The following is a 26184-nucleotide window of genomic DNA, read 5'->3' as shown; positions in this document are numbered from 1 at the left end:
TCGACCGCTCGATTTCGTTCTGCGAGATCGGTACGGTAGGCTCTCATCTGGTCTGAGGGGCTATAGCTCAGGCGGTTAGAGCGCTTCGCTGATAACGAAGAGGTCCAAGGTTCAAGTCCTTGTAGCCCCACCATCTCCTCCTCGGTCCAGTACGCTGGACCTCTCGGGGCCTTAGCTCAGTTGGTAGAGCGCCTGCTTTGCAAGCAGGATGTCAGGAGTTCGATTCTCCTAGGCTCCACTCGCAGAAGCCCCTGGTCGCGACTCCGTCGCTTCCCAGGGGCTTCGTCGCGTGCCCATGACGCGCCGCCGCTCCTGCGGCGCGTGCGTCGCAGGCGCCCCTGGTCGCGACTCCGTCGCTTCCCAGGGGCTTCGTCGTGTGCTGATGACGCGCCGCCGCTCCTGCGGCGCGTCAGTCGCCACCGAGGGTGGGGACGGACTGGAGGCGCAGGTCGGCGCCGCCACGGGCCTCCCGTCCGCTGGTCCGTGCGGAATGCACGCTGCGCCACCGGCGCAGGATGGGCCCATGGGAACGCTCGTGGTGGTGGAGAACGTCAGTCTCGACGGCGTGATGCAGGCACCGGCGTCACCCGACGAGGACACCCGCGGAGGGTTCCGGCTCGGCGGGTGGGCGGTCGCGCCCCTCGCGGCGGACCCCGAAGCAGCGATGGCGGCCTTCGGCGGCGGATCGGGATCGGCGGACGGGGCGATGCTGTTCGGTCGGCGGACCTACTCCGACGTCGTGGGGCACTGGCTCGGCGTGACCGAGGAGAACCCTTTCACCCCGGTGCTGCGGGACACCCGGAAGTACGTCGTCACGCGCGACCCGGACCTCAAGCTGCCGTACCCGAACTCCGAACGGCTGGCCGGGGACCTCGGTGCAGCGGTCCGGCGCGCCGTCGACACGGTCGAGGGCGAGGTCGTCGTGCTGGGGAGCGGTGACGTCGTCCGGCAGCTCGCTGCCCTCGGGCTCGTGGACCGCTACGTCCTCACGCTGATCCCCGTCGTGCTCGGTGGCGGTCAGCGGCTGTTCGGGGACATCCACGCGGAACTCCAGGTCGTGCGCACGTCGGTCTCGCCCACCGGGATCGTCACCGGTGTGTACGACGTCGTGCACTGAGACGGACAGCGCGAGACGACGACGGCCCCCGGCGCGTGCCGGGGGCCGTCGTACGAACCGAGGAGGTCAGGCGGCGGGCTTCTCCGCCGTGTCGGCGTCGTCGGCGACCCAGAGGTCGTCGTCGGCGCGAAGGGTCTGGTACGCGGCGTAGGCAGCGCCCGCGACGGCGACGACACCGACCACGATCAGTGCGACACCCCCGAAGCCGAGGCCCTTCTTCTTCTGGTGCGGCACGTACTTCTCCGCCGTCTTCTTCGCCTTCTTGCCCTTCTTCTGGGCCTCCTTGACGATCTTCTTGACGCGCGGGTCGCTCGCGAGGTCCTTGACGCTCATCACGGAGCCCGCGGTCGCGACGAGTCCGGGGACGACCTCGGTCTGGAAGCGGTGCGAAGCGGTTTGCGCGGCGCTCTTCGTCGCGTGCACGCCCGTGGCGACGGCGGGACGGATCCCGTTGTCGATGGCGTTCTGCACACGGGGTGCGATGTCCTTACGGGCCGCGTCGGCCGCGTTCGAGCGGGCCTCGGCCAGGATCGCGTTCGCGTGCTCGAGGACCTTGCGCTGCTCACCGAGGAGCGAGGCGGTCTTGCCCTTGAGCTTCTTGATCTGCTTCCTGCGCTTGCGCGGGATCTCGATCGTCATCTGGTACCTCCACAGGATCGGCGTGTCCCCATCCTGCCACCGCGCCGCCTGACAGGTCACGGAGGCTTGCCTGTGCGTACCGTCTGTACGTCAGCAGTACATGCGAGAATCGGAACATGTCTCTGCACACCGCTGTCGCAACGATCCACACGAACAAGGGCGACATCCGCGTCAACCTCTTCGGCAACCACGCTCCCAAGACCGTCAAGAACTTCGTCGACCTCGCGACGGGCAAGCAGGAGTGGACCCACCCCGGGACCGGGAAGGTCTCGACCGACAAGCTCTACGACGGCGTCGTCTTCCACCGCATCATCAAGGACTTCATGATCCAGGGCGGCGACCCGCTCGGTCAGGGCATCGGCGGCCCGGGCTACCGGTTCGACGACGAGATCCACCCGGAGCTCACCTTCCAGAACCCGTACATCTTCGCGATGGCCAACGCCGGTATCCAGGGCGGCCGCGGGACGAACGGCTCGCAGTTCTTCATCACGACCGTGGCCACGCCGTGGCTGCAGGGCAAGCACACCATCTTCGGTGAGGTCGCGGACGACGAGTCCCGGGCGGTCGTCGACGCCATCGAGGGCGTGGCGACCGACGGTCGTGACAAGCCGCTCGAGGACGTCGTCATCGAGAGCATCGACGTCGAGGACGTCTGAACCCGTTGACCGACCCGGCATCCAACCCGAACACCTGCTACCGGCACCCCGACCGGCAGAGCTTCGTGCTCTGTCAGCGGTGTGGCCGGACGATCTGCCCCGAGTGCCAGACGCCGGCGGCGGTGGGTGTGCACTGCCCGGAGTGCGTGCGTGAGCAGCGGGCGCAGTTCCAGGCGAACCGTCGGGCATCGGGTGCCCCGAGCGGTCTGACCGTCGCTCGACGACGGTTCGCGATGCTCGACCAGAAGGGGACCGTCGTCCTCGTGGCGGTCAGCGTCGCGGTGTGGCTGCTCGACCAGGTGACGGGGCGGGCGCTCACGAGCGCGATGCTGTACTTCGCACCGGTCGCGGACACGCAGCCGTGGCGGATCGTCACCGGGCTGTTCGTGCACTCGTCCATCTTCCACATCCTCTTCAACATGTGGGCGCTGTGGATCTTCGGGCGGATGCTCGAGAACATCCTCGGGACCTGGCGGTTCCTCGCGCTGTTCTTCCTGTCGGGCCTCGGGGGCGACCTCGCGGTGACCCTGTTGAGCCCGAGTTCGCCGGTCGTCGGCGCTTCCGGTGCGATCTTCGGCCTGTTCGCTGCGTTCTTCGTGATCCAGCGGAGCCTCGGGTACAACGCGGTGCAACTGCTCGTGATCATGGGACTGAACCTGATCGTGGGGTTCCTGCCCGGGACGAACATCTCGTGGCAGGCGCACATCGGTGGCATCGTGCTCGGGTTCATCACCGGATTCGTGTTCTCCAAGACACGGAACATCCGCCAGCGCGGTCTGCAGACGGCGTTGCTCGTGACCGAGGCGGTGGTCCTGCTCGCCGGGATCCTCCTGGGGGCGACGGGCATGTTCGCCTGATCTCGACGTCCTGAACGCCCCGTCGCTCTTCGCGGCGGGGCGTTCGTCGTGTCCGGAGTCACGTCGGCGGCTTCGTTTCCACAACCCATGCGTCGAGTTGTCCACAGCTGTGGACAGATGGGTGAGTTACACGCGTGTGATTATCCCCACTGTGGATTCGGCTGTGGATAACTCGGGGACCGGGGTGTGGAGAGCGGTGTGGAAAGTGTGGACAGCTGTGGATGATCGGTGGAGAACACGCTCGCCGGCGCGCGCGTCAACCCGACGCTTGTGGAGAAACGACGACGCCCGCCGTACCGATCGGCACGACGGGCGTCGAGGAGTGTGGAGGGCGGTCAGCGCCAACGCGTGGTCATCAGGAAGCCGATGAACATGATGCCGAAGCCGATGAGGATGTTCCACGAATCGAGCGACGGAACCGGGAGCGTGCCCTGGGACACGTAGAACACGATGACCCAAGCAAGCCCGAGCAGCATGAAGCCGAACATGACCGGCTTGAACCACACAGGGTTCGGGCTGTCCCCCGCGGTGTCGACCGAGTCGGCTCGGGTCCTCCGGGCGGGCTTGGTGCGGTCCTTGTCCTTGGCCATGGCCGGTATCCTACCGTCAACACAGGTGTGCAGAGGCCTCGTTCCGACTGTGCACATCCCCCGGGAGTACGGTGAACCGCTCATGACCAAGATCCTCGTCGTCGACAACTACGACAGCTTCGTCTACACGCTGAACGGGTACGTCCAGCAGCTGGGCGCCGAGACGGACGTCGTCCGCAACGACTCGTTCTCCGAGGACGAGATCGCCGAGCGGATCGCCGACTACGACGGCGTGCTCCTCTCCCCGGGCCCTGGCACCCCCGCGGACGCCGGTGTGTCGATCCCGACCGTCCGTGCGGCCATCGCCGCCGACAAGCCACTGCTGGGCGTGTGTCTCGGCCACCAGGCCATCGCCGAAGCCCTCGGCGCGGTCGTGACCCACGCGGACGAGCTCATGCACGGCAAGACGTCGCAGGTCGACCACGACGACAGCACGCTCTTCACCGGTGTCCCGCACCCCTTCACCGCGACGCGCTACCACTCCCTCGCGATCGTCGACGGAACGGTCCCCGACGAGCTCGTCGTGACGGCTCGGACGGGTGGCGGCGTGATCATGGGCGTCGAGCACCGCGACCACCCCGTCTACGGCGTGCAGTTCCACCCCGAGTCCGTCCTCACGGAGGGCGGCTACCGGATGGTGGGCAACTGGCTCCAGACCACCGGGTTGGACGGCGCCGCTGCGCGGGCGGCCGACCTCAACCCGCTCATCGCCGCACACCGGCCCTGACGCCGCTCCGCGGCCGAGGCGACCAGGAGCACAGGCCCGGTGTTCCTGGGACCCGTGGCGGGCCTCCCGGCCGGATCGGCGTCAGCCGTCGTTGCGCTTGCCGGACGGACCGGCGTCAGCCGTCGTCGCGCTTGCCGCCGTCGCCCTTGCCGCCGTCGCCCTTGCCGCCCGAGGAGTCGCCGGGCGACGGCTGCTCGGTCTGCTGCGGCTGCGCAGAACCGGCGCAGTAGGTCAGCGTGACGGTGCTGCCCTGGGCGATGTCGCCCGCGGGCTGGTCCTGCTGCGTGACGAGACCACCCGTGCAGGAGTACGACGGGTTCTGCCCGACGGTCAGCCCGAGGTTCTGCAGCGTCTGGTTCGCGGCCGGGAACTGCTGGTTCGTGACGTCCGGGAGCTGCACCTTGCCGTTCGACACCGTGAGGTTCACGACCGTGCCCTTGGTGGCGGTCGAACCGCTGCCCGGGTCGCTGCTCAGCACGGTGCCCTCGGGCACGCTCGACGAGTAGTCGGAGCTCACCGCGCCGACCTCGAGTCCGGCGGCCTGGAGCGCCTGCTGGGCAGCGTCCTGCGTCTGGTTCGCGACGTTCGGCACGGTGACCTGGGCCGGCCCGGAGGACACCACCACGTTCACCTTGTACTTGCGCGCGACAGTGTTGCCCGATCCGGGTTCCGTCCGGATGACCGATCCGCGATCGACGTCGTCCGAGGCCTCCGGGACCTTGACGGGGACCAGGTCGTCCTTCTTCAGTCGCGTGGCCGCCGAGTCCCACGTGGCACCGACGACGTTCGGGACCGTCACCGAGGACGACACGGGCGCCTTGCCGGGCTGCAGGTTCGCGACGAAGAACACGGTCGCGGCGATGATCGCGACGATGAGCACGATGCCCACCCAGATCCACGCCACCGGGGGGCGGTTCTGCGTGCGTTGCGGCCGGTGCTCGGCGGTGTCGTCGTCGAGCTCGCGGAACGCCACCGCCGGGTTCGACGTGGTGCGCGGGTTGACGCCGAACAGCATCGTCGAGGCGTCGCTCGCGTGCTGCTGCTGGAGCTTCCGCGTCGAGGACGGCACCTGACCGGCGGCCGCCTGCTGCAGGTCGGTCCGGAACTCCGCCGCGCTCTGGAACCGACGCGTGCGGTCCTTGACGAGGGCGTGCAGGGTCACGGCGTCGAGTGCCGGGGAGACGTCCGACGTGATCGTGGACGGAGCGGCAGGCTGCTCGCTCACGTGCTGGTAGGCGACCGCGACCGGGCTGTCGCCGATGAACGGCGGACGTCCGGTGAGCAGTTCGAAGAGGACCACACCGGTCGAGTAGAGGTCGGTGCGGGCGTCGACGGTCTCGCCGCGCGCCTGCTCCGGCGAGAAGTACGACGCCGTGCCGAGGATCGAGGTGGTCTGCGCGACCGTGGCGGAGGTGTCCGTGATGGCGCGGGCGATGCCGAAGTCCATCACCTTCACCTGGCCGGTGTGCGTGACCATGATGTTCGCCGGCTTGATGTCGCGGTGGACGACACCGGCACGGTGCGAGTACTCGAGGGCCGTGAGGATGCCCTCGGTGATGCGGACGGCCTCGGCCGGGGCGACAGGACCGTCCGAGATGATGTCGGAGAGCGGACGCCCCTCGACGTGCTCCATCACGATGTACGGAACCTGGACCTCGGCACCGGAGGTCTCCGTGACGGTCTCCTCGCCCGCGTCGTACACGCGCACGATCGTCGGGTGGGCCATCCGCGCGGCCGACTGGGCTTCCTGCCGGAAGCGGGTCCGGAACGCCGGGTCGTTGGCGAGGCTCGGCTTCAGCAGCTTGACGGCCACCTTGCGCCCGAGCCGGGTGTCGTTGCCGAGGTGCACGGTGGCCATGCCGCCACGACCGATGACGTCACCGATCTCGTAGCGGTCGGCGAGGAGCGTGATCCCCGCTGTCACACCTTCTGGCACGTACTCCTCCGTCTGTTCGTCCGGCCAAGTGTACGGCAGGACGACCTGGTGGGACGCTGGTGACGGGCGCCCGGGCCGAACCGTTACGGAACGGTGTCGAGCCCCCGATCGGGGGTCAGTCCTGCGCCCCCTGGCTCGGGTTCGTGCCGTCACCCGGGTCGGTGCCGTCGCCCGGGTCCGTCGTGTCGCCGACGGTCCAGGTCGCCGTGGCGGCATCGGAACCGGGCGACTTGGCGAGGTTGTTGCCGCCCGCGCCGCACGTCACCGAGTACTTGAACGTGACGGGCTCGTCCGCAGCGTCGGCCTGGATGTTGACGGCGGTCGAGGAGATCGTCCCGGACGTGGCGCCCGAGGAGTCCTTGCCTCCGGTGGCGATCCACGTGTAGGTCGAGACCGTGTACCCGGTCGGGCAGGTCGCCTCGGCCCAGCTGAACGTGACCGCACCCGTGTCCGAGACGTCGCTCGCGGTGGGCGTCGCGGGCTTCTCCACGCTCGGCGGCGTCGTGTACTGCCGGATGGTGATCGTCGTGCCGGCGGTCAGGCTGCCGGTCGGGTCGAGCGACTGCACCGTGTTCGGCTGGTTCGACCCGGTCGCGGGGTCGCCGTCCACGACGTTCGGCACGAGCTGGAGGTTCCGGAGTTCTGCCTCGACGTCGCTCGTGGCACGGCCGACGTAGTCCGACGAGTCGATGTCGATCCGGCTCACCTGCGTCGGGGTCGGCGTCGGCGTGCTCCGGGTCGGGGTCGATCGCGGGGACGAGCTGGTCGATGCGGGCGTCTCGGGTTCCGCGTTGCCGTTCAGGGCGACCGCAGCGATCACACCACCGATTGCGAGCAGGACGACGATGCCGACCACCCACCAGATCCACGCGCGCTTCTTCTTCGGCTCGTCGTCCGCCGAGGTGGGCGACGGCGGGGTGCGGGGACCACCGACCGATGAGCCGGCCTGGGTGCCGAGGAGCGCGGTCGCGGCGTCGTCACCCTGCCGCTGCGGCGGGTTGAACGCGACGGTCCCGGCGTCCGCGAGCATCGGGACGGCGACGGTCGCGGCAGCGACGTCCCCGCGGCGGAGCGCCTGCGCCGCGCGGGCCAGGTTCGCCGCGGTCGCGGGGCGGTCCGCCGGCTTCTTCGCGATGCAGGACATCACCAGCGCGGAGACCGGCTCCGGGACGTCGGCGGGCAGCGGCGGCGGCTGTTCGTTGATGTGCGCCATCGCGATCGCGACCTGCGACTCGCCCGTGAAGGGGCGCCGTCCCGCGAGGCACTCGTACGCCACGATGCCGAGCGAGTAGATGTCGGTCGACGGCGACGCCGGGTGTCCGCTGGCCTGTTCGGGCGAGAGGTACTGGACGGTGCCCATGACCTGGCCCGTCGCGGTCAGGGGGACCTGGTCGGCGATGCGTGCGATGCCGAAGTCGGTGATCTTGACGCGGCCGTCCGGCGTGATGAGCAGGTTGCCCGGCTTGATGTCGCGGTGCACGAGGCCCACGGCGTGCGCGGCCTGGAGGGCGTTCGCGGTCTGCGCGACGATGTCGAGCACCTTGTCGACCGGCAGCGTGTGCTCCCGCTCGATCATGGTGGAGAGGGCCTCACCGGGCACGAGCTCCATCACGAGGTAGGCGCTGCCGTCCTCCTCGCCGTAGTCGAAGACGTTCGCGATGCCCTCGTGGTTGACGAGCGCCGCGTGCCGGGCCTCGGCGCGGAAGCGCTCGAGGAACCCGGGGTCACCGAGGTACTCGTCCTTGAGGATCTTGAGCGCGACGGTGCGGCCGATGACCAGGTCGGTCGCCTGCCACACCTCACCCATGCCGCCGATCGCGACGCGGGACGAGAGCTGGTACCGCCCACCGAAGGTGAGCCCGCTGGTGGGTCTCATTTGTTCAGCACCGCCTCCATGACCTTCTTCGCGACCGGAGCCGCGACCGTGTTGCCGACCCCGGACTGCCCGAGACCGCCGCCGTTGCCGACGACGACCGCGACGGCGACCTCCGGGTCCTTCGCCGGAGCGAAGCCCGTGAACCAGAGCGTGTAGGGGTCGCCGGTCCCGCCCTCGGCGGTCCCGGTCTTGCCTGCGACGTCGACCCCGGGGATCTTGGCGTTCGTCCCGGTCCCCGCGTTGACGACGCTCTGCATCGCCTCGGTGAGGTCACCGGCCTCCGACGAGGACAGCGGGCTGCTGAACTCCTTCGGGGAGAACGACTCGACCGTCTTGAGGTCGCTCGTCGTGATCGAGTCGATCAGCGTCGGCTGCATCACCGTACCGCCGTTCGCGATGCCCGCCGACACCATCGCCATCTGCAGCGGGGTGACGCGGACGCTCGCCTGGCCGAACGCGCTGAGCATGAGCTGGGCGGTGTCATCGCTGACGTCGGGGTACTGGCTCGCGGTGGCCTTCATCGGGACCTCGATCTGGTCGCTGAAGCCGTACTTGTCCGCCATGCTCTTGATCGCGTCGTAGCCGAGCTTCTGTCCGAGCTCCGCGAACGGGATGTTGCACGAGTACTGGATCGCCGTGCGGAGCTTGACCTTGTCGCCGCCCCCGCACGAGCCGCCCTCGGCGTTGTTGATGTACGTGCTCGTGCCCGGGAGCTGCAGCCGCGAGGGGTTGGGGAACGTCGAGTCGAGGGTGTACTTGCCGCCCTCGAGTGCCGCCGACGCGACGATGAGCTTGAACACCGAGCCCGGCGTGTAGAGGTCGCCCGCGATCGCACGGTTCTTCAGCGGCTGCCCGGCGGCCTGCTCGAGCGCCTTGTACTTCGCGACGACGTCGGCGGTGTCGTGCGAGGTCAGGACGTTCGGGTCGTACGACTCCTTCGAGACCATCGCCAGGATCTTGCCGGTCTTCGGCTGGATCGCCACGACGGCGCCGGTGTTCGAGCCGAGGGCGTCGTACGCGGCCTTCTGCACGTCCGGGTCGATCGTCAGGTTGACGTTGTCGCCCTGGACGTCCTGGCCGGTGAGGATCGCGTTGAGGTTCTGGAAGAACGAGGCGTCCGAGTTGCCGGACAGCACTCCGTTCTCCGCGCTCTCGATGCCGGAGTTGCCCTGACCGATCGTGAAGTACCCCGTGACCGCCGAGTAGAGGTCGCCGTCGGTGTACTTCCGCTGGTACTGGTACTGGTCGTTCGACGGGGAGGACTCCGCGATCGGGCTGCCGTCCACGAGGATGGCGCCGCGCTTCGTGGAGTAGCTCGCGAGGATCGTCCGGGAGTTGCGGGGGTCGGCACGCAGCTGTTCGGCCGAGAAGAACTGGATCGACGTGGTCGACACGAAGAGCGCGACGAACATGAGCACGATGACGGTGGACACACCGCGGAGTTGTCGGTTCACCGGGCACGCTCCTTCCTGGTCGCCCCTCGTCCGCGAGCAGCGGGGATCGACCCCTGCTGCACGCGCTGTTCGGCCGGGATCGCATCGGTCAGGCGCAGCAGCATCGCGGCGATGATCCAGTTCGCGATCAGGGAGGATCCACCGGCCGCCATGAACGGTGTGGTGAGGCCGGTCACGGGGATGACGCGCGTGATGCCGCCGACGACGACGAACACCTGCAGGGCGATGATGAAGCCGAAGCCGACGCCGAGGAGCTTGCCGAAGTCGTCCTGCGCCATGAAGCCGACGCGGATGCCGCGCGAGGCGAAGACGATGAACAGGGCGAGGATGGCGAACACGCCGATCAGGCCGAGCTCCTCGCCGAGCGACGCGACGATGTAGTCGGCGTTCGCCACCGGGGTGATGTAGGGCCGCCCCTGCCCGAGCCCCGTGCCGGTGATGCCACCGTTCGCGAAACCGAACAGACCCTGCACGAGCTGGTAGCTGGCCTGGGTGTCGGCGTTGTAGATCGCGTTGTCGAAGGGGTTCAGCCACTGCTCGAACCGGCCGTGCACGTACACGAGGACCGACTGCGCCACGAGGGCACCGCCGACGAACAGCACGAGGCCGATGAGCACCCAGCTGAGCCGCGCCGTCGCGACGTAGATCATGACGAGGAACAGGCCGAAGTAGAGCAGTGCGGTGCCGAGGTCGCGCTGGAACACGAGGACGCTCATCGCAGCGGCCCAGATGATGAGGATCGGCCCCAGGTCGCGGGCACGCGGCAGGGTCATGCCGAGGACCTTGCGCCCGACGATCGACAGGGAGTCCCGCGCGGTCACGAGGTAACCGGCGAAGAACAGCGCCATCGTGATCTTCGCGAGCTCACCGGGCTGGAAGGTGAACGAGCCGACCTTGATCCAGACGCGTGCGCCGTTCACGTTGTGCCCGATGAGCGGGAGCATCGGCATGAGCAGCAGGAAGATCGTCAGCGCCATGAAGATGTAGCGGTACCGCTGCAGGAAGCGGTGGTTGCGGACGACGAGCAGGACGACGATCGCCACGGCCATCGCGAGGATCGTCCACACGATCTGCTTGACGCCGATCGCCGACCAGCCGGTCAGGCCGTCGTGGACGTCGATGCGGTAGATCTCCGCGATGCCGATCCCGTTGAGCACCAGGGCGACCGGCAGGATGAACGGGTCGGCGTTCTTCGCGACGATCCGCAGCACGACGTGCATGATCAGTGCCAGGCCGAGGATGGTCGCGCCGATCCACAGCACGGACGTGTCGAAGAGCCGTCCCTTCGTGCCGAGCTGCACGAGCACCATCGCGCCGGCGCAGATGCCGCAGGCGATGACGAGCAGGACGAGCTCGAGGTTCCGGGCCCGCGCGGGTTCGCGCAGCTTGATCGTGATCGCCTGCGTGAAGGACTGGGCGGTCGCGTTGCTCATCGCTTCTTCCCGGGGGTGGGCGTCGGCGACGGCGTCGGGGAACCGGTCGCGGACGGCGACGCCGACGGTGACGATCCACCGGTCCCCGCCTGGTCCTGCCCGGTCTCGGCGGCCTTGCGGAGTCGATCGACGATCTCGCGCGCGTCGGACAGTGACTGCGCGTTGATCGTCGACCGGACGTTCTCCCGCGTGTACTCGGGCAGGCCGCTCACGCTGATGTCGGTGTCCTCGTAGACGTCCGAGAGCGCAATCGGTCCGATCGACTGCTGGACGCCCTTGTAGATCGCCACCGTCCCGCGGTCGGAGCCGACGTAGTAGTGGTCCTGCGTGATGCGCCAGCCGAGGAACACGGCACCGACGAGGGCTGCGATCGCGACCACGAGCGCGATGCTCCAGGCGACGCGGCGACGGACGCGCCGACGGCGGTCCTCCGCGATGAGTTCCGCGAAGAACTGGTCCGACTCTGGCTCGAAGTGGGAGTCCTCCGGTGCCGTGGTGACCTTGAGCGGGTGCAGCAGGATGGTGGGGAGGCGGATCGGCTTGCGGCCGGTCGACGCCTCGAAGGTCAGCGGAGCTGCGGCCGATCCGACCGTCGTCGCGGCGTCGTCCTCGTCGACGACGTCGGCGTCCGTGACGTCCATCACGACGACGGTGACGTTGTCCGGGGCGCCGTGGTCCAGCGTCTCCTTGACCAGGCGCTGGGTGGCCTGGTTCGCGTCCATGTTCGACGCGAGCGCGTGGCGGATGCGCTCCTCGGCGAGGTAGGAGGACAGGCCGTCCGAGCAGAGCAGCCAGCGGTCGCCCGGCTGGATGTCCATGACCGCGGTGTCGACCTCCGGCGCCGCGTCGACGTCGCCGAGCACCCGCATGAGCACCGAGCGTCGCGGGTGGACCGCTGCCTCTTCCGGCGTGATGCGTCCGCTGTCGACGAGCCGCTGCACGAAGGTGTGGTCGGACGTGATCTGCTGGAGCTCGCCGTCGCGGTAGCGGTAGATGCGGGAGTCACCGATGTGCGCGATCGCGATCTGGTCGCCGACCCGGATGAGCGCGGACACCGTGGTGCCCATGCCGGTGAGCTCCTGGTGCTCGAAGACCGTCTCGGTGATGAGCTGGTTCGCCGCGATGAGTGCCGACTGCAGGGCGAACTCGGCGTCGTGCGCCGACGGGAACTCGCGGTCGACCTCGCGGATGCGGCGGATCGCGATCGCCGAGGCGACGTCACCGCCGGCGTGCCCGCCCATGCCGTCCGCCACCGCGAACAGGTGCGCGCCGGCGTAACCGGAGTCCTGGTTGTTCGCGCGGATGCGCCCCACGTGGGACACAGCGGCGCTCAGCGTCCGTGCCGTCATCCGCCTACCGCCGCAGCTCGAACGTCGTCGTCCCGATCGTGATGGGCGTCCCCTCGGCGACGAGCACCGGGGAGGTCACCTTCTGACCGTTGACGAACGTGCCGTTGGTGGACTCGAGGTCGGTGACGACCCAGCCCTCGGCACGCAGATCGAGTCGGGCGTGGTTGGTGGACGTGTAGTCGTCACGGATGACGACGTTCGACTCGCTCGAGCGTCCGATCGTGATCGGACCGCCGCCGAGGGGCATCTCCATGCCCTCGCGCGACCCCTCGGTGATGACGAGTCGGGTGGCGACGGCGGCGTTCGACGCGGTGCCCCCACCCTGGTTGATGAGCTCGGTGAACGCCCCGGCCGGAGCGGAGGCGGTCGTCGCTGCGGTCGGGATCGACGGGGTGGTCGGCCCGGACGGCGCGGCCTTGGGGTCGGTGGGGATCGTCCGGACGCGCTGGCCGAACAGGTCGCTCCGGAGGGCGAAGACGATCACGAACACGAACAGCCAGAGCACCGCGAGGAACGCGAAGCGCAGGACGAGCAGGGTCAGCCCCGTGGTCATCGAGCACCTCCGTCGTTCTCCGGGATCACCCGGAACACCATACGGGTACGACCGATCTCGATGGTGGAGTCCGGCTCCACGATCGCCTGCTGGAAGCGTTCGCCGTTCAGCTTCGAGCCGTTCGTCGACCCGAGGTCGTTCGCCTGGGCGTGCTTGCCGTCCCAGATCACCTCGACGTGCTTGCGGCTCGTGCCGGTGTCGGCGACGGTGATGTCGGCGTCGGAACCGCGCCCGATCACGGTGCGCCCGCGCTGGAGCTTGTGCCGCTGGGAGCCGATGTCGAGCACCGCGACCCAGGCGACGTCGCGTTGGACGGTCGAGGAGTCGATCTGCAGGATCCCCGTGGAGAGCGTGCCGTCCTGCTTGAGCGTGATCGAGACCGGCCCGGAGAACGAGTAGTTCTGCGCCACCGCGTGCTGCTGCACCATCTGCCGCAGTTCGTCGATGAGCGGCTGGCCGATGTCCGTCATGCGCGTGCAGTCCGGCGGGGCGAGCCGGACGGTGAACTCGTTCGGCACGAGGATGCGCTCACGGGAGACGACGGCCGCCTTCGTGTCGAGCTCGCGCCGGAGAGCGCTCGAGATCTCGACGGGCTGCACGCCGGAGCGGAAGGTCTTGGCGAACGCACCGTTCACGGCGCGCTCCAACCCCCGCTCGAAGCTGTCCAACAGGCCCATGGGTCTCCAGTGTTCTCGGTCAGGGACTCCTGCATGGTAGTGGCTGGCGCCTGGGGCCGTCTGTGCATGGTAGTGTTCTGGGGCTGGCGCGAGTGGCGGAATTGGTAGACGCGCACGGTTCAGGTCCGTGTGCTGGAAACGGCGTGGGGGTTCAAGTCCCCCCTCGCGCACCAGGCGAGCAACAGGCCCCCGGAGGAATCCGGGGGCCTGTTGCGTTCCGCCCGCGCCCGCCCGGGCGAGACCCGGCGACCGGCCTGGAGGCACGGCTCGGCCCCGGCTCGTCGGTCGCGTCGTCCGCGGCTCATCCTGGTGCGTCCGACCGCCGCGCTACCGTGGCGGCGTGGACACCCCGATGACGAACGCACGCCCCGGCGAGACGGTCCCGGACGACCGGGGTCGCACGGGCCTCGACGCCGTCGGCCGTGACCTCGACCGCAACCCGGACGTGGTCGTCCACGACGTCGAGGTGGTCTCGAACGGCTGGCACGTGCTCCGCCGGACGACGCTCGACGTGCGGCGGCGCGACGGCCGGTGGGACCGCCAGCAGCGCGAGACCTACGACCGGGGGAACGGCGCCACGGTGCTGCCGCACGACCCGGAGCGCGACACCGTCCTGCTCACCCGGCAGTTCCGCTGGCCGGCGTACGTCAACGGCCACCCGGACGGCATGCTCGTGGAGGCCGCGGCGGGACTGCTCGACGAGGACGACCCGGAGACGGCGGTCCGGCGTGAGGCAGCGGAGGAGCTCGGCATCCGGCTCGGGGTGTTGACGAAGGTGTTCGACGCGTTCATGAGTCCCGGGTCCGTCACCGAGCGGGTGCACGGGTACGTCGGGGCGTACACGCCGGCGGACCGGGTGGAGGACGGCGGCGGCATCGAGGACGAGGGCGAGGACATCGACGTGCTCGAGCTCCCGGTGCGCGAGGCGCTCGCGATGGTCGACGACGGGCGGATCTCCGACGGCAAGACGATCATGCTGCTGCAGTGGCTCGCCCTGCACCGGAGCGCTCGGGGCTGACCCGACCCTTCGTCAGGCGCTCGCCCGCCAGACCACCTCGGTGGGCAGGATGAGCCCGTGCGGACCCTCGTCGGAGCCGGCGATCTGCTCGAGCACCTGTCGCGCTGCGTGCTCGCCGAGCGTCTTGGCCGGCTGCCGCACGGTCGACAGCGGCGGGTCGCAGCGGAGCGCCCACGCACTGTCGTCGAAGCCCACCACGCCGACGTCGCCGGGGACGGACCGACCGGCGCGCTGCAGGACGTCCATCGCCCCGGCGGCGACGGCGTCCGACGCCGCGAAGACCCCGTCGATGTCCGGCGCACGGTCGAGGAGCTCGCGCATGCCCTCGACGCCGGCCGTGTAGCTGAAGAGCGGGTTCGGGGCGACGAGCAGGGGGTCGAAGCGGTCGCCGAGCGCGGCCTCGAAGCCCGCGAGACGGTCCTGCCCGGAGTCGCGGTCGAGGCCGGACGCGAGCATGCCGATGCGCTGCCGTCCGGTCTCGACGAGTCGACTCGTGATCTCGTACGCGGCGGCGCGGTTGTCGATCGCGATGTACGAGGTGTTCGGCGCATCCGACGGGTGGCCGACGAAGCACGCGGGCAGCCCGATCTCCTCGACGGCCCGGGTCACGGCGTCGCCGTCGCGGGCGGAGAGCACGATCGCACCGTCGACGAACCCGCCGCGCAGGTACTCGACCACGCGCTCGTTGTCGCGGGCGGAGTCGACCATGATCGTCACGAGCTGCTGGTCGGCCTCGGACAGCACGGTGTTCGTGCCGATCAAGATGTTCCCGATGTTGGGGTCGTCGAGCACCTGGACCGAGGGCTCGTGGACGATGAGTGCGATCGCCCCCGAGCGCCGGGTGACCAGGCTGCGAGCTGCTGCGCTGCGGACGTACCCGACGCGACGAACGGCCTCCTGGACGGCCTCGCGGGCCTTCGGCGACACGTACGGCTCGTCGTTGAGGACGCGGGAGACCGTGCCGCGCGAGAGGCCTGCCTCGTCCGCGACGTCCTGGATCGTGGCGCGGGAACGGGCGGCACGGACGTCGGACATGCGGCAAGCGTACCGACCGCTCTGCCTGGTCGATGACCGTGCCGTGTTGACATCGGCGGCGCGCTGGTGTTCACTCTGGGAGCGCTCCCAGAACTTCTCGGTCCCGATCGATCGCAGCGGACTGGGAGCGCTCCCAGAATCCTGGGTGACCTTCGCCGTCGAAGGGGTCGCACGCGGCCGGACGGCAGGACCGCCCCGACCAGCGAGGATCCCCGTGACCACCACCACCCAGCCGACCGTCGCCACCGGCGCGCTCGGGCTCGGCTCGACCGGCCTGGCGTTCGGGTGCGACTACAACCCCGAGCAGTGGGACCCCGAGGTCTGGGTCGAGGACGTCCGGCTCATGCGCGAGGCCGGCGTGAACCTCGTCGCGATCAACGTCTTCGGGTGGTCGCACGTCGAGCCGCGCCAGGGCGAGTACGACTTCAGCGCACTCGACCGCGTCATCGAGCTCCTGCACGACACCGGCATCGGGGTCGACCTCGGCACCGGCACCGCGTCCACCCCGCCGTGGCTCACGACCGCGCACCCCGAGGTCCTGCCGGTCGTCGCCGACGGCACCACCCGCTGGCCCGGTGGGCGACAGGCGTTCTGCCCGAGCTCCCCGGTCTACCGCGAGCACGCCCTCGCCCTCGTCCGTGCCACGGCCGAGCGGTACGGCGACCACCCGGCCGTGAAGCTCTGGCACGTCTCGAACGAGCTCGGCTGCCACAACGCCCACTGCTACTGCGACGTCTCCGCCGAGGCCTTCCGCACCTGGCTCCGGGCCCGCTACGGCTCCGTCGAGGAACTCAACGCCGCGTGGGGCACCGCGTTCTGGAGCCAGCGCTACTCCGCGTGGGAGCAGGTCCTGCCGCCCCGGGCCACGCTGTCCTCCACCAACCCCGGCCAGACGCTCGACTTCGACCGGTTCTCGTCCGACGAACTCCTCGCCCACCACCGCGCCGAGGCCGAGGTCCTGCGCAGCCTGAGCGACAAGCCCGTCACGACGAACTTCATGGTCGCCGCGCACATCACGGCGATGGACTACTGGACGTGGACCGGCGACATGGACGTCATCGCCAACGACCACTACCTCGACCACCGCCTGCCCCGGCCGCACGTCGAGCTCGCCTTCGCCGCCGACACCACGCGCGGTCTCGCCGGTGGCGCCCCGTGGCTCCTCATGGAGCACTCGACGGGCGCCGTGAACTGGCAGCCGCACAACGTGGCGAAGGCCCCTGGCGAGATGCTGCGGAACACCGCGGCGCACATCGCCCGCGGAGCCGACGGCGTCTGCTTCTTCCAGTGGCGTGCGTCCGTGCAGGGCAGCGAGAAGTTCCACTCCGCGCTGCTCCCGCACGCCGGCACCGACTCCCGCACCTGGCGTGACGTCGTCGAACTGGGTTCCCTGGTCGAACGGCTCGGCGAGCTCCGCGGGTCCCGCGTCACCGCGGACGTCGCGCTCGTGTTCAGCTGGGAGAACCAGTGGGCGGCCGACCTGGAGGCCCACCCCACCACCGCGCTCAAGTACCTGGAGCAGGTGCACGCGCTCCACGGCGCACTGTGGGACCTCGGCGTCACGGTCGACGTCGTCGCGCCGGGGGCACCCCTCGACGGGTACGCCGTCGTCCTCGTCCCCGAGCTGTACCTCGTCCGCGACGAGCACGCCGCGGTGATCGCCGACCACGTCGCCGGCGGAGGTCGAGCGGTCGTGACGTTCTTCAGCGGCATCGTCGACGAGCGCGACCGGGTCCGCCGCGGTGGCTACCCCGGGGCGTTCCGCGAGCTCCTCGGCGTCCGCGTCGACGAGTTCCTCCCGCTGCCCGCTGGCGGCGAGGTGCACCTGTCGGACGGGTCCGTCGGCACGGTGTGGCGCGAGCCGGTCGAGCTCCGCGGCGCCACGAGCGTCCTCGACTACACGGACGGCGAGGTCGCCGGATCACCAGCCGTCACCCGCAACGACCACGGGGCCGGAGCTGCCTGGTACGTCTCCACCGTCCTCGCCGCGGAGACGCTCCGAGGACTCCTCCGCGACGTCCTCGACGAGGCCGGGGTGTCGCCGGACCCCGCCGCCCAGCCGGGACTCGAGGTCGTCCGACGCCGTGACGACCAGCACGAGTGGGTGTTCCTGCTCAACCACACCGACCGGGCCGTCGAGCACCACGAGGCGGGCCACGAACTCGTCGCCGACCGCGCCGTCGCCGGCACCACGACCATCGCCCCCGGTGGCACCCAGATCATCCGCACGGACAGGAAGCGCCCATGACCACCACAGCCCAGCGACCCCGGGTCGCCCGACGTCGACGCGGCGGGGGCTTCCGGTACCGCCGCGCGATCGCGGTCTTCGTCACGCCGTTCGCCGTGCTCTTCACCGCGTTCTACCTCGTCCCGATCCTCTACGCGGTGTGGCAGTCGCTGCTGAAGATCGAGCGCCAGGGCACGTTCGGTGCCCCGACGCAGGTGTTCGGCGGCCTCAGCCAGTACGTGCTCGTGTTCCAGAACAGCGAGTTCTGGGGCTCGGTCCTCCGCGTGCTGCTGTTCGGCGTCGTGCAGGTCCCCGTGATGCTCGCGCTCGCCCTGGTCTTCGCGCTCCTGCTCGACTCCCCGCTCCTGCGCGGCAAGCGGTTCTTCCGCCTGGCGTTCTTCGCGCCGTACGCCGTCCCCGGGGTCATCGCCGCGATCATGTGGGGCTACCTCTACGCGCCGAACCTCTCGCCGTTCTCCGCCGTCACGTCGAAGGTCGACCTGCTCGGCTCCGGCACCGTCCTCTGGGCCGTCGCGAACGTCGTCACGTGGGTCTACGTCGGCTACAACATGCTGATCATCTACTCGTCGCTCCTCGCGATCCCGACCGAGATCTACGAGGCCGCGAAGCTCGACGGCGCCTCGCAGCTCCGCATCGCACTCTCGATCAAGATCCCGATGGTGATCCCGGCGATCGTCCTCACCGCGGTCTTCTCGATCATCGGCACCCTCCAGCTCCTCACCGAGCCGACCGTGTTCCGGCAGTTCACCTCGACGATCTCGTCGACCTTCACGCCGAACATGCTCGTCTACTCGACCTCCTCGGTGCCGAACTTCAACCTCGCCGCGGCGTTCTCGGTCGTCCTCGCCGTCGCCACGTTCGTCCTGTCGATCGGGTTCCTCCGACTGACCCAGCGGAAGGCCGCCCAGTGACCGTCAACGCACCCTCCCGCCGCGACCTCGTGGCGGACGCAGGCCGACCGCTCGAGCCGAACCGTGCCTCCCGGCCGCACCAGCGCGGAGCGCGGGGACCGCGTGAGAGCGTCATCTCGCGCGGCGCGGCGATGCTCGTCATGGGCGTCTTCACCGTCTACTTCCTGCTGCCGATCTTCTGGCTGCTGGTCTCGTCGACGAAGACGACCGCGAACTTCAACACGACGTTCTCGCTGTGGTTCAGCGCCTCCAGCGTGCAGGACTTCCTCGGCAACATCGGCAGGCTGTTCACGTACCAGGACGGCGTCTACGTCCGGTGGATGCTCAACAGCATCGCCTACGCCGGCGTCGCCGGGCTCATCGGCACCGTGCTCTCCGCGATGTGCGGGTACGCACTCGCCAAGTACCGGTTCCGCGGCCGCGAGGCCCTCTTCAACGTGTTCCTCGGCGGCGTGCTCGTCCCGGCGACCGCGCTGGCCCTGCCGCTGTTCCTCATCTTCAGCCAGGTCGACCTGACCGACACGTTCTGGTCGGTGTTCCTGCCGAGCATCGTCAGCCCGTTCGGCGTGTACCTGTCGCGGCTGTTCGCGGCGTCGAGCGTGCCGGACGAGATCATCGAGGCCGCCCGCATCGACGGCTCCGGCGAGGTCCGCACCTTCTTCACCGTGGCCGTGCGGCTCATGTCGCCCGCGCTCGTGACGATCTTCCTGTTCCAGTTCGTCGCCATCTGGAACAACTTCTTCCTGCCGCTCGTGATGCTCCGCGACTCGTCGCTGTTCCCCGTCACCCTCGGCCTCTACACGTGGAACTCGAGCGTGAACCAGTACCCGGACCTGCGCACCCTCGTGCTCATCGGGTCGTTCGTCTCGATCATCCCGCTGCTCATCGCGTTCCTCTCCCTCCAGCGGTTCTGGCGGTCCGGCCTCGGCGCGGGCGGCCTGAAGTAGCAGCATCCCCGACCCCGTCGCGGCTGTGATCCCCCAGCCGCAGCCGCGACGGCCTCCACCAGCACCACCGACCCTTCACCCACATCCGAACGGAAACAGCATGAAGACAACGAAGTTCCTCAGCGTCGCCGCCGTGGCGGTCGCCGCGACCGTGGCCCTCGCCGGCTGCAGCGCCGGCGGCAGCGGCTCCGGAGGCGGTTCCGACACCGCGGCCGCGAGCTGCAAGCCGTCGAGCGGCAAGGTCACGCTCGACTTCACCACCTGGGTCCCCAACATGGACAAGGTCGTCGCGATCTGGAACAAGGAGAACCCGGACATCCAGGTCAAGGTCTCCATCGTCGCGAACGGCAACAGCGGCACGTACCAGAACTTCTTCAACCAGCTGAAGGCGAAGCAGGCGCCGGACATCGGCCAGGTCGAGTACGACACGCTGCCGGCGTTCCGGGTGCAGGGCGGCCTCGAGGACATCGGTGCCTGCGCCGGCATCAGCGACGCGAAGAAGGACTTCTCCTCCGGCCTCTGGAACCAGGTCACGTTCGGCGAGTCGAAGTCGGTCTACGCCGTGCCGCAGGACTCCGGCCCGATGGCGCTGTACTACCGCAAGGACCTGTTCGAGAAGGCCGGCCTCGACGTGCCGAAGACCTGGGACGAGTACGCCGAGGACGCCGTGAAGATCAAGGCGATGGGCGGCAACATCACCAACTTCGCCAAGGGCGACGTCAACCAGTTCGCCGGGCTCGTCTCGCAGGCCGGCGGCCAGTGGTTCTCGAACTCCGGCTCGGACTGGAACGTGAACCTCACCGACAGTGCGTCGAAGAAGGTCGCCGACTACTGGCAGGACCTCATCGACAAGAAGCTCGTCAACACGCTGCCGAGCTTCACCGACCAGTGGAACAACGCGTACGACAAGGGCCAGGACTGGACCTGGGTCTCCGCCGTCTGGGGAGCGAACACCATCTCGAGCGGTGCGCCCTCGACCTCGGGCAAGTGGGCCGTCGCGCCGATGCCGCAGTGGACCTCGGGTGAGACCAAGTCCGCTGCCTGGGGTGGCTCGTCCAACGTCGTCTTCACGGGCAGCAAGCACCCGGCCGAGGCGTCGAAGTTCCTCGTGTGGCTGAACACCTCGAAGGAGGCGCTCGCTGCCCTCAACAAGGAGGCCAACCTCTACCCGGCGTCCACCACCGGTGCCGACCTCCCCGCGCTGACCGAGGGGCTCCCCTTCTACGGCAACCAGAAGATCTACGAGGAGTTCGCCTCCGCGGCGAAGGACATCCAGCCCTTCACCTGGGGTCCGACCATGACGCAGACCTACTCGGACGTGTCCGACGGGTTCGGCCAGGCGGCGTCCGGGAACGGCACGCTCCTCGAGGCGCTCGAGTCGGGGCAGTCCAAGACCGTGGCGGCGCTCAAGGCGCAGTCGATCCCGGTCAAGGGCTGACACGCTGACGCGCTGACGGACGGGAGGCACGGTGCCGGCTGGCACCGTGCCTCCCGTTCGTCGTGTGGTCACGGTGGGATCGCACCGCGTCAGTGGGCGCCGCGCTTCCGCCGCGCCGCCGCGCGCTCGCGGTGCCGTGCGACGAACCACGCCGTGGCCCCGAGGAACGGGACGAACAGGACCACCAGCGTCCAGGCGAGACCACGACGACCTGTCAGCGCTCCTGCACGAGCGAGGGAGAGGAACGCGCCCAACGAGAGCACCAGCGCCACGAGCGAGACGACCATCAACGTGCCGTCCAGCACGGTCGGTACGAGAGGGTTCACGACTTACCTCCTTGGGTGTTCAGCACGGTGTTCACTCCCAGCGATTCGCCGTGATCGCTCCGTTCCCCCTCGCGCTGAGACGCTGGATGGCCGAGTACGTGCTCCAAGCAACCGTCCCCCACGGTGTCAGGACCCCGCGCTTCACGACGACCTTGCACTTCGACGTTGCTTGCCCACCGCTGACGTAGCCGCTGTTCTTCGAGGTCCGCACCTCGGTGAACGGCTGGATGTTCCGAACGACAGTGCAGGAGTAGCCGAGCATCTTGCGGGCGGTGGTGCCGCTGTACTCGTAGGTCATGGAGACCTTCGTCTCAGTGAGCTTGATCCCAGCGAATGAGAACCACTGCGTTCCCCAGGAGCTGCGAGAGGCCGCGGTGATTCCTGGCTGCTCAGCGAGCGGTGTCTCAGCCTCCGACACATCGAAGTCGACACCCCACTCGAAGTCTCCCGAACTCCGCACCGTTCCGTGCTCGACTGGTGCACCGCTGGCGTTCGGGTTGCCCCGTGGCGCGGGGTAGAGGAAGTAGGACGCAAGCTCGTTGCGTTGCGTGCTGCTCAGACGGTCAAAGGAGGCGAGTTCTGCGCCTGAGCCGGAAATCACGAGTTCGCGTCTGATCTCCTTGAGAACAGACGTGGCCGGAGATGAGATGTCTGCCGCCTCGGCTGTGCGGGTCGCTGCGTTCGCCGGGGCAACGAGCAACGTCGATGCCGCAACCACGAGTGGGCCAAGGCCGATCGCGGCGACACGCTGATGTTTCTTCGAACTCACGGACGTCTTCCCCTTCTCTCCGGCGTCGGTGCCGGCATGTTTCGTCTTTCGTGGCGATCGCAGCCGCCACATCGCCCACCTTGGCGCGCCAGTATTGAAATGTAAAACATGGCATTGCTGCGCTTCTGGTCGCGGTCCGCCGTCGGCGGGAGCGGAACCGGGAGGGACCGTGACGGTGCGCTAGGGTCGCGGCAGAGGGAAAACGTCCGTGGGCTCCGGCGCACGAGACCACGCACGCGTCTCACGGGAGTCGCCACTTCTCACCGAAGGAGTGCACCCCGTGCCGATCCACCCCGTGCCCAGCGACCGTCTCGCCTACCCGCCGTTCGACCCCGAGCTCGTCCCGTTCCTCGACGCGCTCGCCGCCCGCGGACCGTTCACCGTGACACCCGAGGCCCTGCCCCGGATGCGCCAGCTCGACGTCACCGAGGCCGAGCTCGACGCCCGTCTCGAGAGCCGCGGGCTCGAACGGCGCAGCATCAGCGTGCCGGGACACCTCGGCGATCCGATCGACCTCGCGGTCATCCAGCGCCGAGGCCGCACCGGCACCGCGCCGGTCGTGTACGCGATCCACGGCGGCGGCATGGTGTTCGGGCACCACCTCGGCAACCTCGACTCCTACGACCCGTGGCTCCTCGACCACCACGACGTCGTGCTCGTGAGCGTCGACTACCGCCTCGCGCCCGAGCACCCCGATCCGTACCCGGTCGAGGACTGCTACGCCGGACTGGTCTGGGTCGCGGAGCACGCCGAGGAGCTCGGGGTCGATCCGGAGCGCATCGTCGTCGCCGGGCAGAGCGCGGGCGGAGGGCTCGCGGCGGGGACGGTCCTGCTCGCCCGTGACCGGCAGGGGCCGAGCGTGCTCGCGCAGGTGCTCGTCTCGCCGATGCTCGACGACCGCGATGCGTCCGTGTCGACCCGGCAGATCGACGGCGTCGGGGTCGCGGACCGGCAGCTCACGCGCTTCGGCTGGGACGCGTACCTCGGCGCCCGCCGCGCGACCGCAGACGTGTCCGAGTACGCCGCGCCGGCACGGGCGACGGACCTCGACGGGCTCCCGCCGACGTACCTCGACTGCGGCACCGCGGAGGTCTTCCGCGACGAGACGGTCGCCTACGCGAGCGCCCTCTGGGCCGCGGGCGTCGACGCGGAGCTGCACGTCTGGCCGGGCGCGTTCCACGGCTTCACGAGCATGGTCCCGGACGCGGCGGTGTCCCGCCGCGCGGTCGCGGCGCTCGCCGACTGGACGGCGCGCGTCCTGGGGTGAGCGTTGCCACCTCCGATCTGGAGGCACGGGGCGGGCCCGACCCGTGCCTCCAGTCCGGTGCGCGGTCGCGCTGCGCTCGCGCGGCGACGACGCTCAGCGCCGCAGGGTGGCCGCGTCGAGGCCGACGGCGCGGGCGATCGTGCTCCGGACGAGATCGTCACGCGTCGACCGGTCGAGGTGGTCGACGAGGGCGTAGCCGTTCGTGGCGTCGACGAGGGCGAAGAGCAGCCGTCCGACGGCCGCCGGGTCCTCGGCGTGCAGGACCCCGGCGCCCACCCCCGCCTCGACGACAGCGGTCGCGAGCCGCTGCCAGTCGTCCATGACGTCGCGCGCGGCGGCGGCGAGCACCGCGTTCGTCCGGCCGAGGCTCCAGGCGTCGGCCCAGAGGACGGCCACGTCGTCGCGGGCGGGATCGGTGACGGCGGTGACCAGGACGGCCAGCCGTGCGACCGGGTCGGCCTCGTGGGCCACGAGCCCGGCGACCTCGGCGACCTCGGCCGACGCGATCGAGCGGAACGTCTCGCCGACGAGGTCCTCCATCACCGGGCGGTAGTGCGCCACGAGTGAGGGGGCGACCCCGACGGCCGCGGCGACCCCGCGCAGCGTGACGGCGGTGAGGCCGTCGGTACGGGCGACCGCGGCGGCCGTCTCGGTGATCTGGGACTCCCGCTCGGCCGGGCTGAGGCGCCGGCGGGGCGGTGTGGTCGGCACGCGCACAGCCTAGACGGCAGCCACTCCGCCGGTGCCGGTCGTACCGGTGGCGCCGATCGGGCCGCCGCTGCCGTCGACGACGAACGCGGCCCAGAGGTCGGCGCGGGTGGCGAACGCGGAGAGGTCGCGGTCGAGCAGCCGGCCGGCGTGTTCCACCCGGGCGCGGGCGGTGTGCCGGTGGACGCCGAGGGCCTGCGCGGTGCGGTCGTACTCGCAGTTCTGCTCCAGCCAGGTCCGGACGGTCCGGGTGAGATCGGTCCCCGAGGCCCGGTCGTGGTCGAGCAGCGGGGCGAGGAAGGCGCGTGCGACGGCCCCGGCGTCGACGTCGACGTGGGCCAGGTGGGCGAGCACCCCCTCACGGGCGAGGTCGCCGAACTCGGTCGTGCCGGGACGTCCTTCGCGGCGCCGGTCGAGCGCCTGCACGGCCTCGGTGCGGGCGCGGCCGAAGTACCGGTACGAGGCCCCGTCGGAGAGTCCGGCGTGCAGTTCGAAGCGGTCGACGAGCTCCTCGACCACCGCGGTGTCCTCCGCGCCGACGCAGAGGAAGAGCGCGTCGTCCACGGCGAAGAACAAGCGGCCGGGGCGGTCCTGCACCCAGAGCTCGAGCAGGTCGACGACCGCGTCGAGGTCCTGGTCGGCCACGTCGACGGCCGCGATCCGCACCGGTTCCGCGGGCAACGGCCCCCAGACCTCGCGCGAGGTCGAGTCGACGACGGCCGGGTCCCCGACCGACAGCATCGTGAGGAGTCCGGTGCGCAGGAGCCCCCGGGCCCGGGCGAGCTCGCGGTTCTGCTGCAGGGCCAGTCCGGCGAGGGCGATGACGGCGGTGACGACCTCGCGGCCCGCCCGGTCGAGCGCCCCGCCGTTCTGGATCGCCAGCACACCGGCGAGGTGCCCGCCGCTGCCGAGCGTCTGGAGCGTGTACCCGGTGCGGTGCTCGGTGGTGACCGGCAGGCTCGCCCGCTGACCCGCGCGCAGGAGCCGCAGCGCCTCGGACCGCAGCACGTCGAGGTCGGTGACCGGGACGGCACCGTCGGGGAACCCGCGGTCGAGCCGCCCGGAGAGGTCGAAGAGCCCGACCCAGCCGTCGAGCTGCCGGGAGAGCTCGGCGATCGTCGCGCCGAGCCCGTCCGGCCGCATCGCCGCGAGCGAGATCGCCCGCTGTGCCGCGAGTGCCCACGCGTTCCGGGCGTTGGCCTCGCGGGACACCGCGTCGGCGTTCGCCTGCGCGACGGCGATGAACGACGTCTCGTAGGGCACCTCGAAGAGCGGCAGGCCGTGCGCGTCACAGGCCGCGACCAGCGACGCCGGGGTGCCGTTCCGGACGACCTCCGTGCCGAATCCGAGCGCGACGACGCCGCGCCGCCGGAGTCGGTCGACGTAGCCCTCGGCGACCTCCGCGTCCACCTCGGCGTCGCCGAACTGTGTGCCCGTCGTCAGCAGGCCCTGCCCGTCGGCGAGGAACGGCGTCGGGTCCTCGAGGTCGGAGCTGTGCAGCCAGGACAGCGGGGCGTCCAGCGCCGGGGCGTCGTCGCGCGTGAGCAGCCGGAGCCGGAGGTCGGCGCGGTGGAGCAGGGAACGCAGGGTCGCGGACATGGTCGGACTCTATCCGCTATGGCGAACGAGGCCAGTACTGCTGTACGCCGTGGA

At 69.8% G+C, this 26184-nt stretch carries 24 protein-coding genes and 3 tRNA genes; 13 read left to right on the top strand and 14 right to left on the bottom strand.

Annotated features, from left to right (window positions below; translation table 11 throughout):
* Positions 1–56 precede the first annotated feature (56 nt).
* From QPJ90_RS05015 to QPJ90_RS05005, 3 genes are all read left to right on the top strand, one after another.
* Positions 57–133, top strand: a tRNA-Ile gene (locus QPJ90_RS05015).
* Positions 134–165: 32 nt separating this feature from the next.
* Positions 166–238: transfer RNA gene (locus QPJ90_RS05010), tRNA-Ala, on the top strand.
* A gap of 285 nt (positions 239–523) precedes the next feature.
* Positions 524–1117 (top strand): dihydrofolate reductase family protein, encoded by a 594-nt coding sequence (locus tag QPJ90_RS05005; RefSeq protein ID WP_290133370.1) that lies wholly within the window; start codon positions 524–526, stop codon positions 1115–1117.
* A 66-nt stretch (positions 1118–1183) separates the two neighbouring features.
* Here QPJ90_RS05005 and QPJ90_RS05000 read toward each other — a convergent pair whose 3' ends face one another.
* Positions 1184–1756: a hypothetical protein gene (locus tag QPJ90_RS05000; protein ID WP_058724803.1), complete on the bottom strand. Its 573-nt coding sequence runs from the start codon at positions 1754–1756 to the stop codon at positions 1184–1186.
* A 116-nt stretch (positions 1757–1872) separates the two neighbouring features.
* On the opposite strand from QPJ90_RS05000, the gene QPJ90_RS04995 reads away from it, so the two are divergent.
* Both QPJ90_RS04995 and QPJ90_RS04990 read left to right on the top strand, forming a co-directional pair.
* Positions 1873–2412, top strand: a complete 540-nt coding sequence (locus QPJ90_RS04995; protein ID WP_290133369.1) for a peptidylprolyl isomerase — start codon at positions 1873–1875, stop codon at positions 2410–2412.
* 5 nt (positions 2413–2417) lie between these two features.
* Positions 2418–3269, top strand: coding sequence for a rhomboid family intramembrane serine protease (locus QPJ90_RS04990; RefSeq protein WP_290133368.1), 852 nt, complete (start codon positions 2418–2420; stop codon positions 3267–3269).
* 335 nt (positions 3270–3604) lie between these two features.
* Here QPJ90_RS04990 and QPJ90_RS04985 read toward each other — a convergent pair whose 3' ends face one another.
* Entirely contained in the window at positions 3605–3859 is a 255-nt protein-coding gene (locus QPJ90_RS04985) for a cell division protein CrgA (protein WP_058724800.1), read from the bottom strand.
* 82 nt (positions 3860–3941) lie between these two features.
* Between QPJ90_RS04985 and QPJ90_RS04980 the strand changes: the two genes are divergently transcribed.
* The gene (locus QPJ90_RS04980; RefSeq protein WP_290133367.1) at positions 3942–4586 is read left to right on the top strand and encodes a gamma-glutamyl-gamma-aminobutyrate hydrolase family protein; all 645 of its coding nucleotides are present in this window, start codon (positions 3942–3944) and stop codon (positions 4584–4586) included.
* Positions 4587–4701: 115 nt separating this feature from the next.
* Here the strand turns inward: QPJ90_RS04980 and pknB are convergent, their stop codons facing one another.
* The 7 genes from pknB to QPJ90_RS04945 form a co-directional block, all read right to left on the bottom strand.
* Positions 4702–6522: a Stk1 family PASTA domain-containing Ser/Thr kinase gene (pknB, locus tag QPJ90_RS04975; RefSeq protein ID WP_290133366.1), complete on the bottom strand. Its 1821-nt coding sequence runs from the start codon at positions 6520–6522 to the stop codon at positions 4702–4704.
* A gap of 115 nt (positions 6523–6637) precedes the next feature.
* Positions 6638–8398, bottom strand: a complete 1761-nt coding sequence (locus QPJ90_RS04970) for a protein kinase (RefSeq protein WP_290133365.1) — start codon at positions 8396–8398, stop codon at positions 6638–6640.
* Positions 8395–9852, bottom strand: a complete 1458-nt coding sequence (locus tag QPJ90_RS04965; protein WP_290133364.1) for a penicillin-binding protein 2 — start codon at positions 9850–9852, stop codon at positions 8395–8397. The genes QPJ90_RS04970 and QPJ90_RS04965 overlap by 4 nt, the downstream gene beginning before the upstream one ends.
* The gene (locus tag QPJ90_RS04960) at positions 9849–11285 is read right to left on the bottom strand and encodes an FtsW/RodA/SpoVE family cell cycle protein (RefSeq protein WP_290133363.1); all 1437 of its coding nucleotides are present in this window, start codon (positions 11283–11285) and stop codon (positions 9849–9851) included. The genes QPJ90_RS04965 and QPJ90_RS04960 overlap by 4 nt, the downstream gene beginning before the upstream one ends.
* Entirely contained in the window at positions 11282–12634 is a 1353-nt protein-coding gene (locus QPJ90_RS04955; RefSeq protein WP_290133362.1) for a Stp1/IreP family PP2C-type Ser/Thr phosphatase, read from the bottom strand. Before QPJ90_RS04955 ends, QPJ90_RS04960 begins: the two co-directional genes overlap by 4 nt.
* 4 nt (positions 12635–12638) lie before the next feature.
* The gene (locus tag QPJ90_RS04950; RefSeq protein WP_290133361.1) at positions 12639–13187 is read right to left on the bottom strand and encodes an FHA domain-containing protein; all 549 of its coding nucleotides are present in this window, start codon (positions 13185–13187) and stop codon (positions 12639–12641) included.
* Complete coding sequence (locus QPJ90_RS04945; RefSeq protein ID WP_290133360.1) at positions 13184–13864, bottom strand: DUF3662 and FHA domain-containing protein; 681 nt, start codon at positions 13862–13864, stop codon at positions 13184–13186. Before QPJ90_RS04945 ends, QPJ90_RS04950 begins: the two co-directional genes overlap by 4 nt.
* An 86-nt stretch (positions 13865–13950) precedes the next feature.
* Here QPJ90_RS04945 and QPJ90_RS04940 point away from each other — a divergent pair.
* Positions 13951–14037 (top strand) — tRNA-Leu (locus QPJ90_RS04940).
* 179 nt (positions 14038–14216) lie between these two features.
* Positions 14217–14882 (top strand): NUDIX domain-containing protein, encoded by a 666-nt coding sequence (locus QPJ90_RS04935; protein ID WP_290134166.1) that lies wholly within the window; start codon positions 14217–14219, stop codon positions 14880–14882.
* Between the two features lie 12 nt (positions 14883–14894).
* Here the strand turns inward: QPJ90_RS04935 and QPJ90_RS04930 are convergent, their stop codons facing one another.
* A complete protein-coding gene (locus QPJ90_RS04930) occupies positions 14895–15917 on the bottom strand; it encodes a LacI family DNA-binding transcriptional regulator (protein ID WP_290133359.1) in 1023 nt (340 codons plus the stop codon).
* A 214-nt stretch (positions 15918–16131) separates the two neighbouring features.
* Here QPJ90_RS04930 and QPJ90_RS04925 point away from each other — a divergent pair, with 214 nt between their 5' ends.
* The 4 genes from QPJ90_RS04925 (at position 16132) to QPJ90_RS04910 (ending at position 21461) form a co-directional block, all read left to right on the top strand.
* Positions 16132–18165 (top strand): beta-galactosidase, encoded by a 2034-nt coding sequence (locus tag QPJ90_RS04925; protein ID WP_290133358.1) that lies wholly within the window; start codon positions 16132–16134, stop codon positions 18163–18165.
* Positions 18162–19076, top strand: a complete 915-nt coding sequence (locus QPJ90_RS04920) for a sugar ABC transporter permease (protein ID WP_290133357.1) — start codon at positions 18162–18164, stop codon at positions 19074–19076. The genes QPJ90_RS04925 and QPJ90_RS04920 overlap by 4 nt, the downstream gene beginning before the upstream one ends.
* On the top strand, positions 19073–20023 hold the full coding sequence (locus tag QPJ90_RS04915) for a carbohydrate ABC transporter permease (protein WP_290133356.1): 951 nt from the start codon (positions 19073–19075) through the stop codon (positions 20021–20023). Before QPJ90_RS04920 ends, QPJ90_RS04915 begins: the two co-directional genes overlap by 4 nt.
* Positions 20024–20123: 100 nt before the next feature.
* Positions 20124–21461, top strand: a complete 1338-nt coding sequence (locus QPJ90_RS04910) for a sugar ABC transporter substrate-binding protein (RefSeq protein ID WP_290133355.1) — start codon at positions 20124–20126, stop codon at positions 21459–21461.
* An 89-nt stretch (positions 21462–21550) separates the two neighbouring features.
* Here the strand turns inward: QPJ90_RS04910 and QPJ90_RS04905 are convergent, their stop codons facing one another.
* Together QPJ90_RS04905 and QPJ90_RS04900 are read right to left on the bottom strand one after the other, a co-directional pair.
* Complete coding sequence (locus tag QPJ90_RS04905; protein WP_290133354.1) at positions 21551–21787, bottom strand: PLDc N-terminal domain-containing protein; 237 nt, start codon at positions 21785–21787, stop codon at positions 21551–21553.
* A 31-nt stretch (positions 21788–21818) separates the two neighbouring features.
* Entirely contained in the window at positions 21819–22556 is a 738-nt protein-coding gene (locus tag QPJ90_RS04900) for a hypothetical protein (protein WP_290133353.1), read from the bottom strand.
* A gap of 280 nt (positions 22557–22836) precedes the next feature.
* Here QPJ90_RS04900 and QPJ90_RS04895 point away from each other — a divergent pair, with 280 nt between their 5' ends.
* Positions 22837–23823 carry an alpha/beta hydrolase gene (locus QPJ90_RS04895; RefSeq protein ID WP_290133352.1) on the top strand — a complete coding sequence of 329 codons (987 nt, stop codon included), beginning with the start codon at positions 22837–22839 and terminating at the stop codon, positions 23821–23823.
* Positions 23824–23916: 93 nt separating this feature from the next.
* Here QPJ90_RS04895 and QPJ90_RS04890 read toward each other — a convergent pair whose 3' ends face one another.
* On the bottom strand, positions 23917–24534 hold the full coding sequence (locus tag QPJ90_RS04890) for a TetR family transcriptional regulator (protein ID WP_290133351.1): 618 nt from the start codon (positions 24532–24534) through the stop codon (positions 23917–23919).
* A gap of 9 nt (positions 24535–24543) precedes the next feature.
* Positions 24544–26130, bottom strand: a complete 1587-nt coding sequence (locus QPJ90_RS04885; protein WP_290133350.1) for a PucR family transcriptional regulator — start codon at positions 26128–26130, stop codon at positions 24544–24546.
* Between the last annotated feature and the right edge of the window lie 54 nt (positions 26131–26184).

This window comes from Curtobacterium sp. 458, assembly GCF_030406605.1.
GTDB lineage: Bacteria > Actinomycetota > Actinomycetes > Actinomycetales > Microbacteriaceae > Curtobacterium.
Note: the sequence above shows the minus strand (reverse complement) of the source record. Positions and strands in the feature narration are given on the sequence as shown.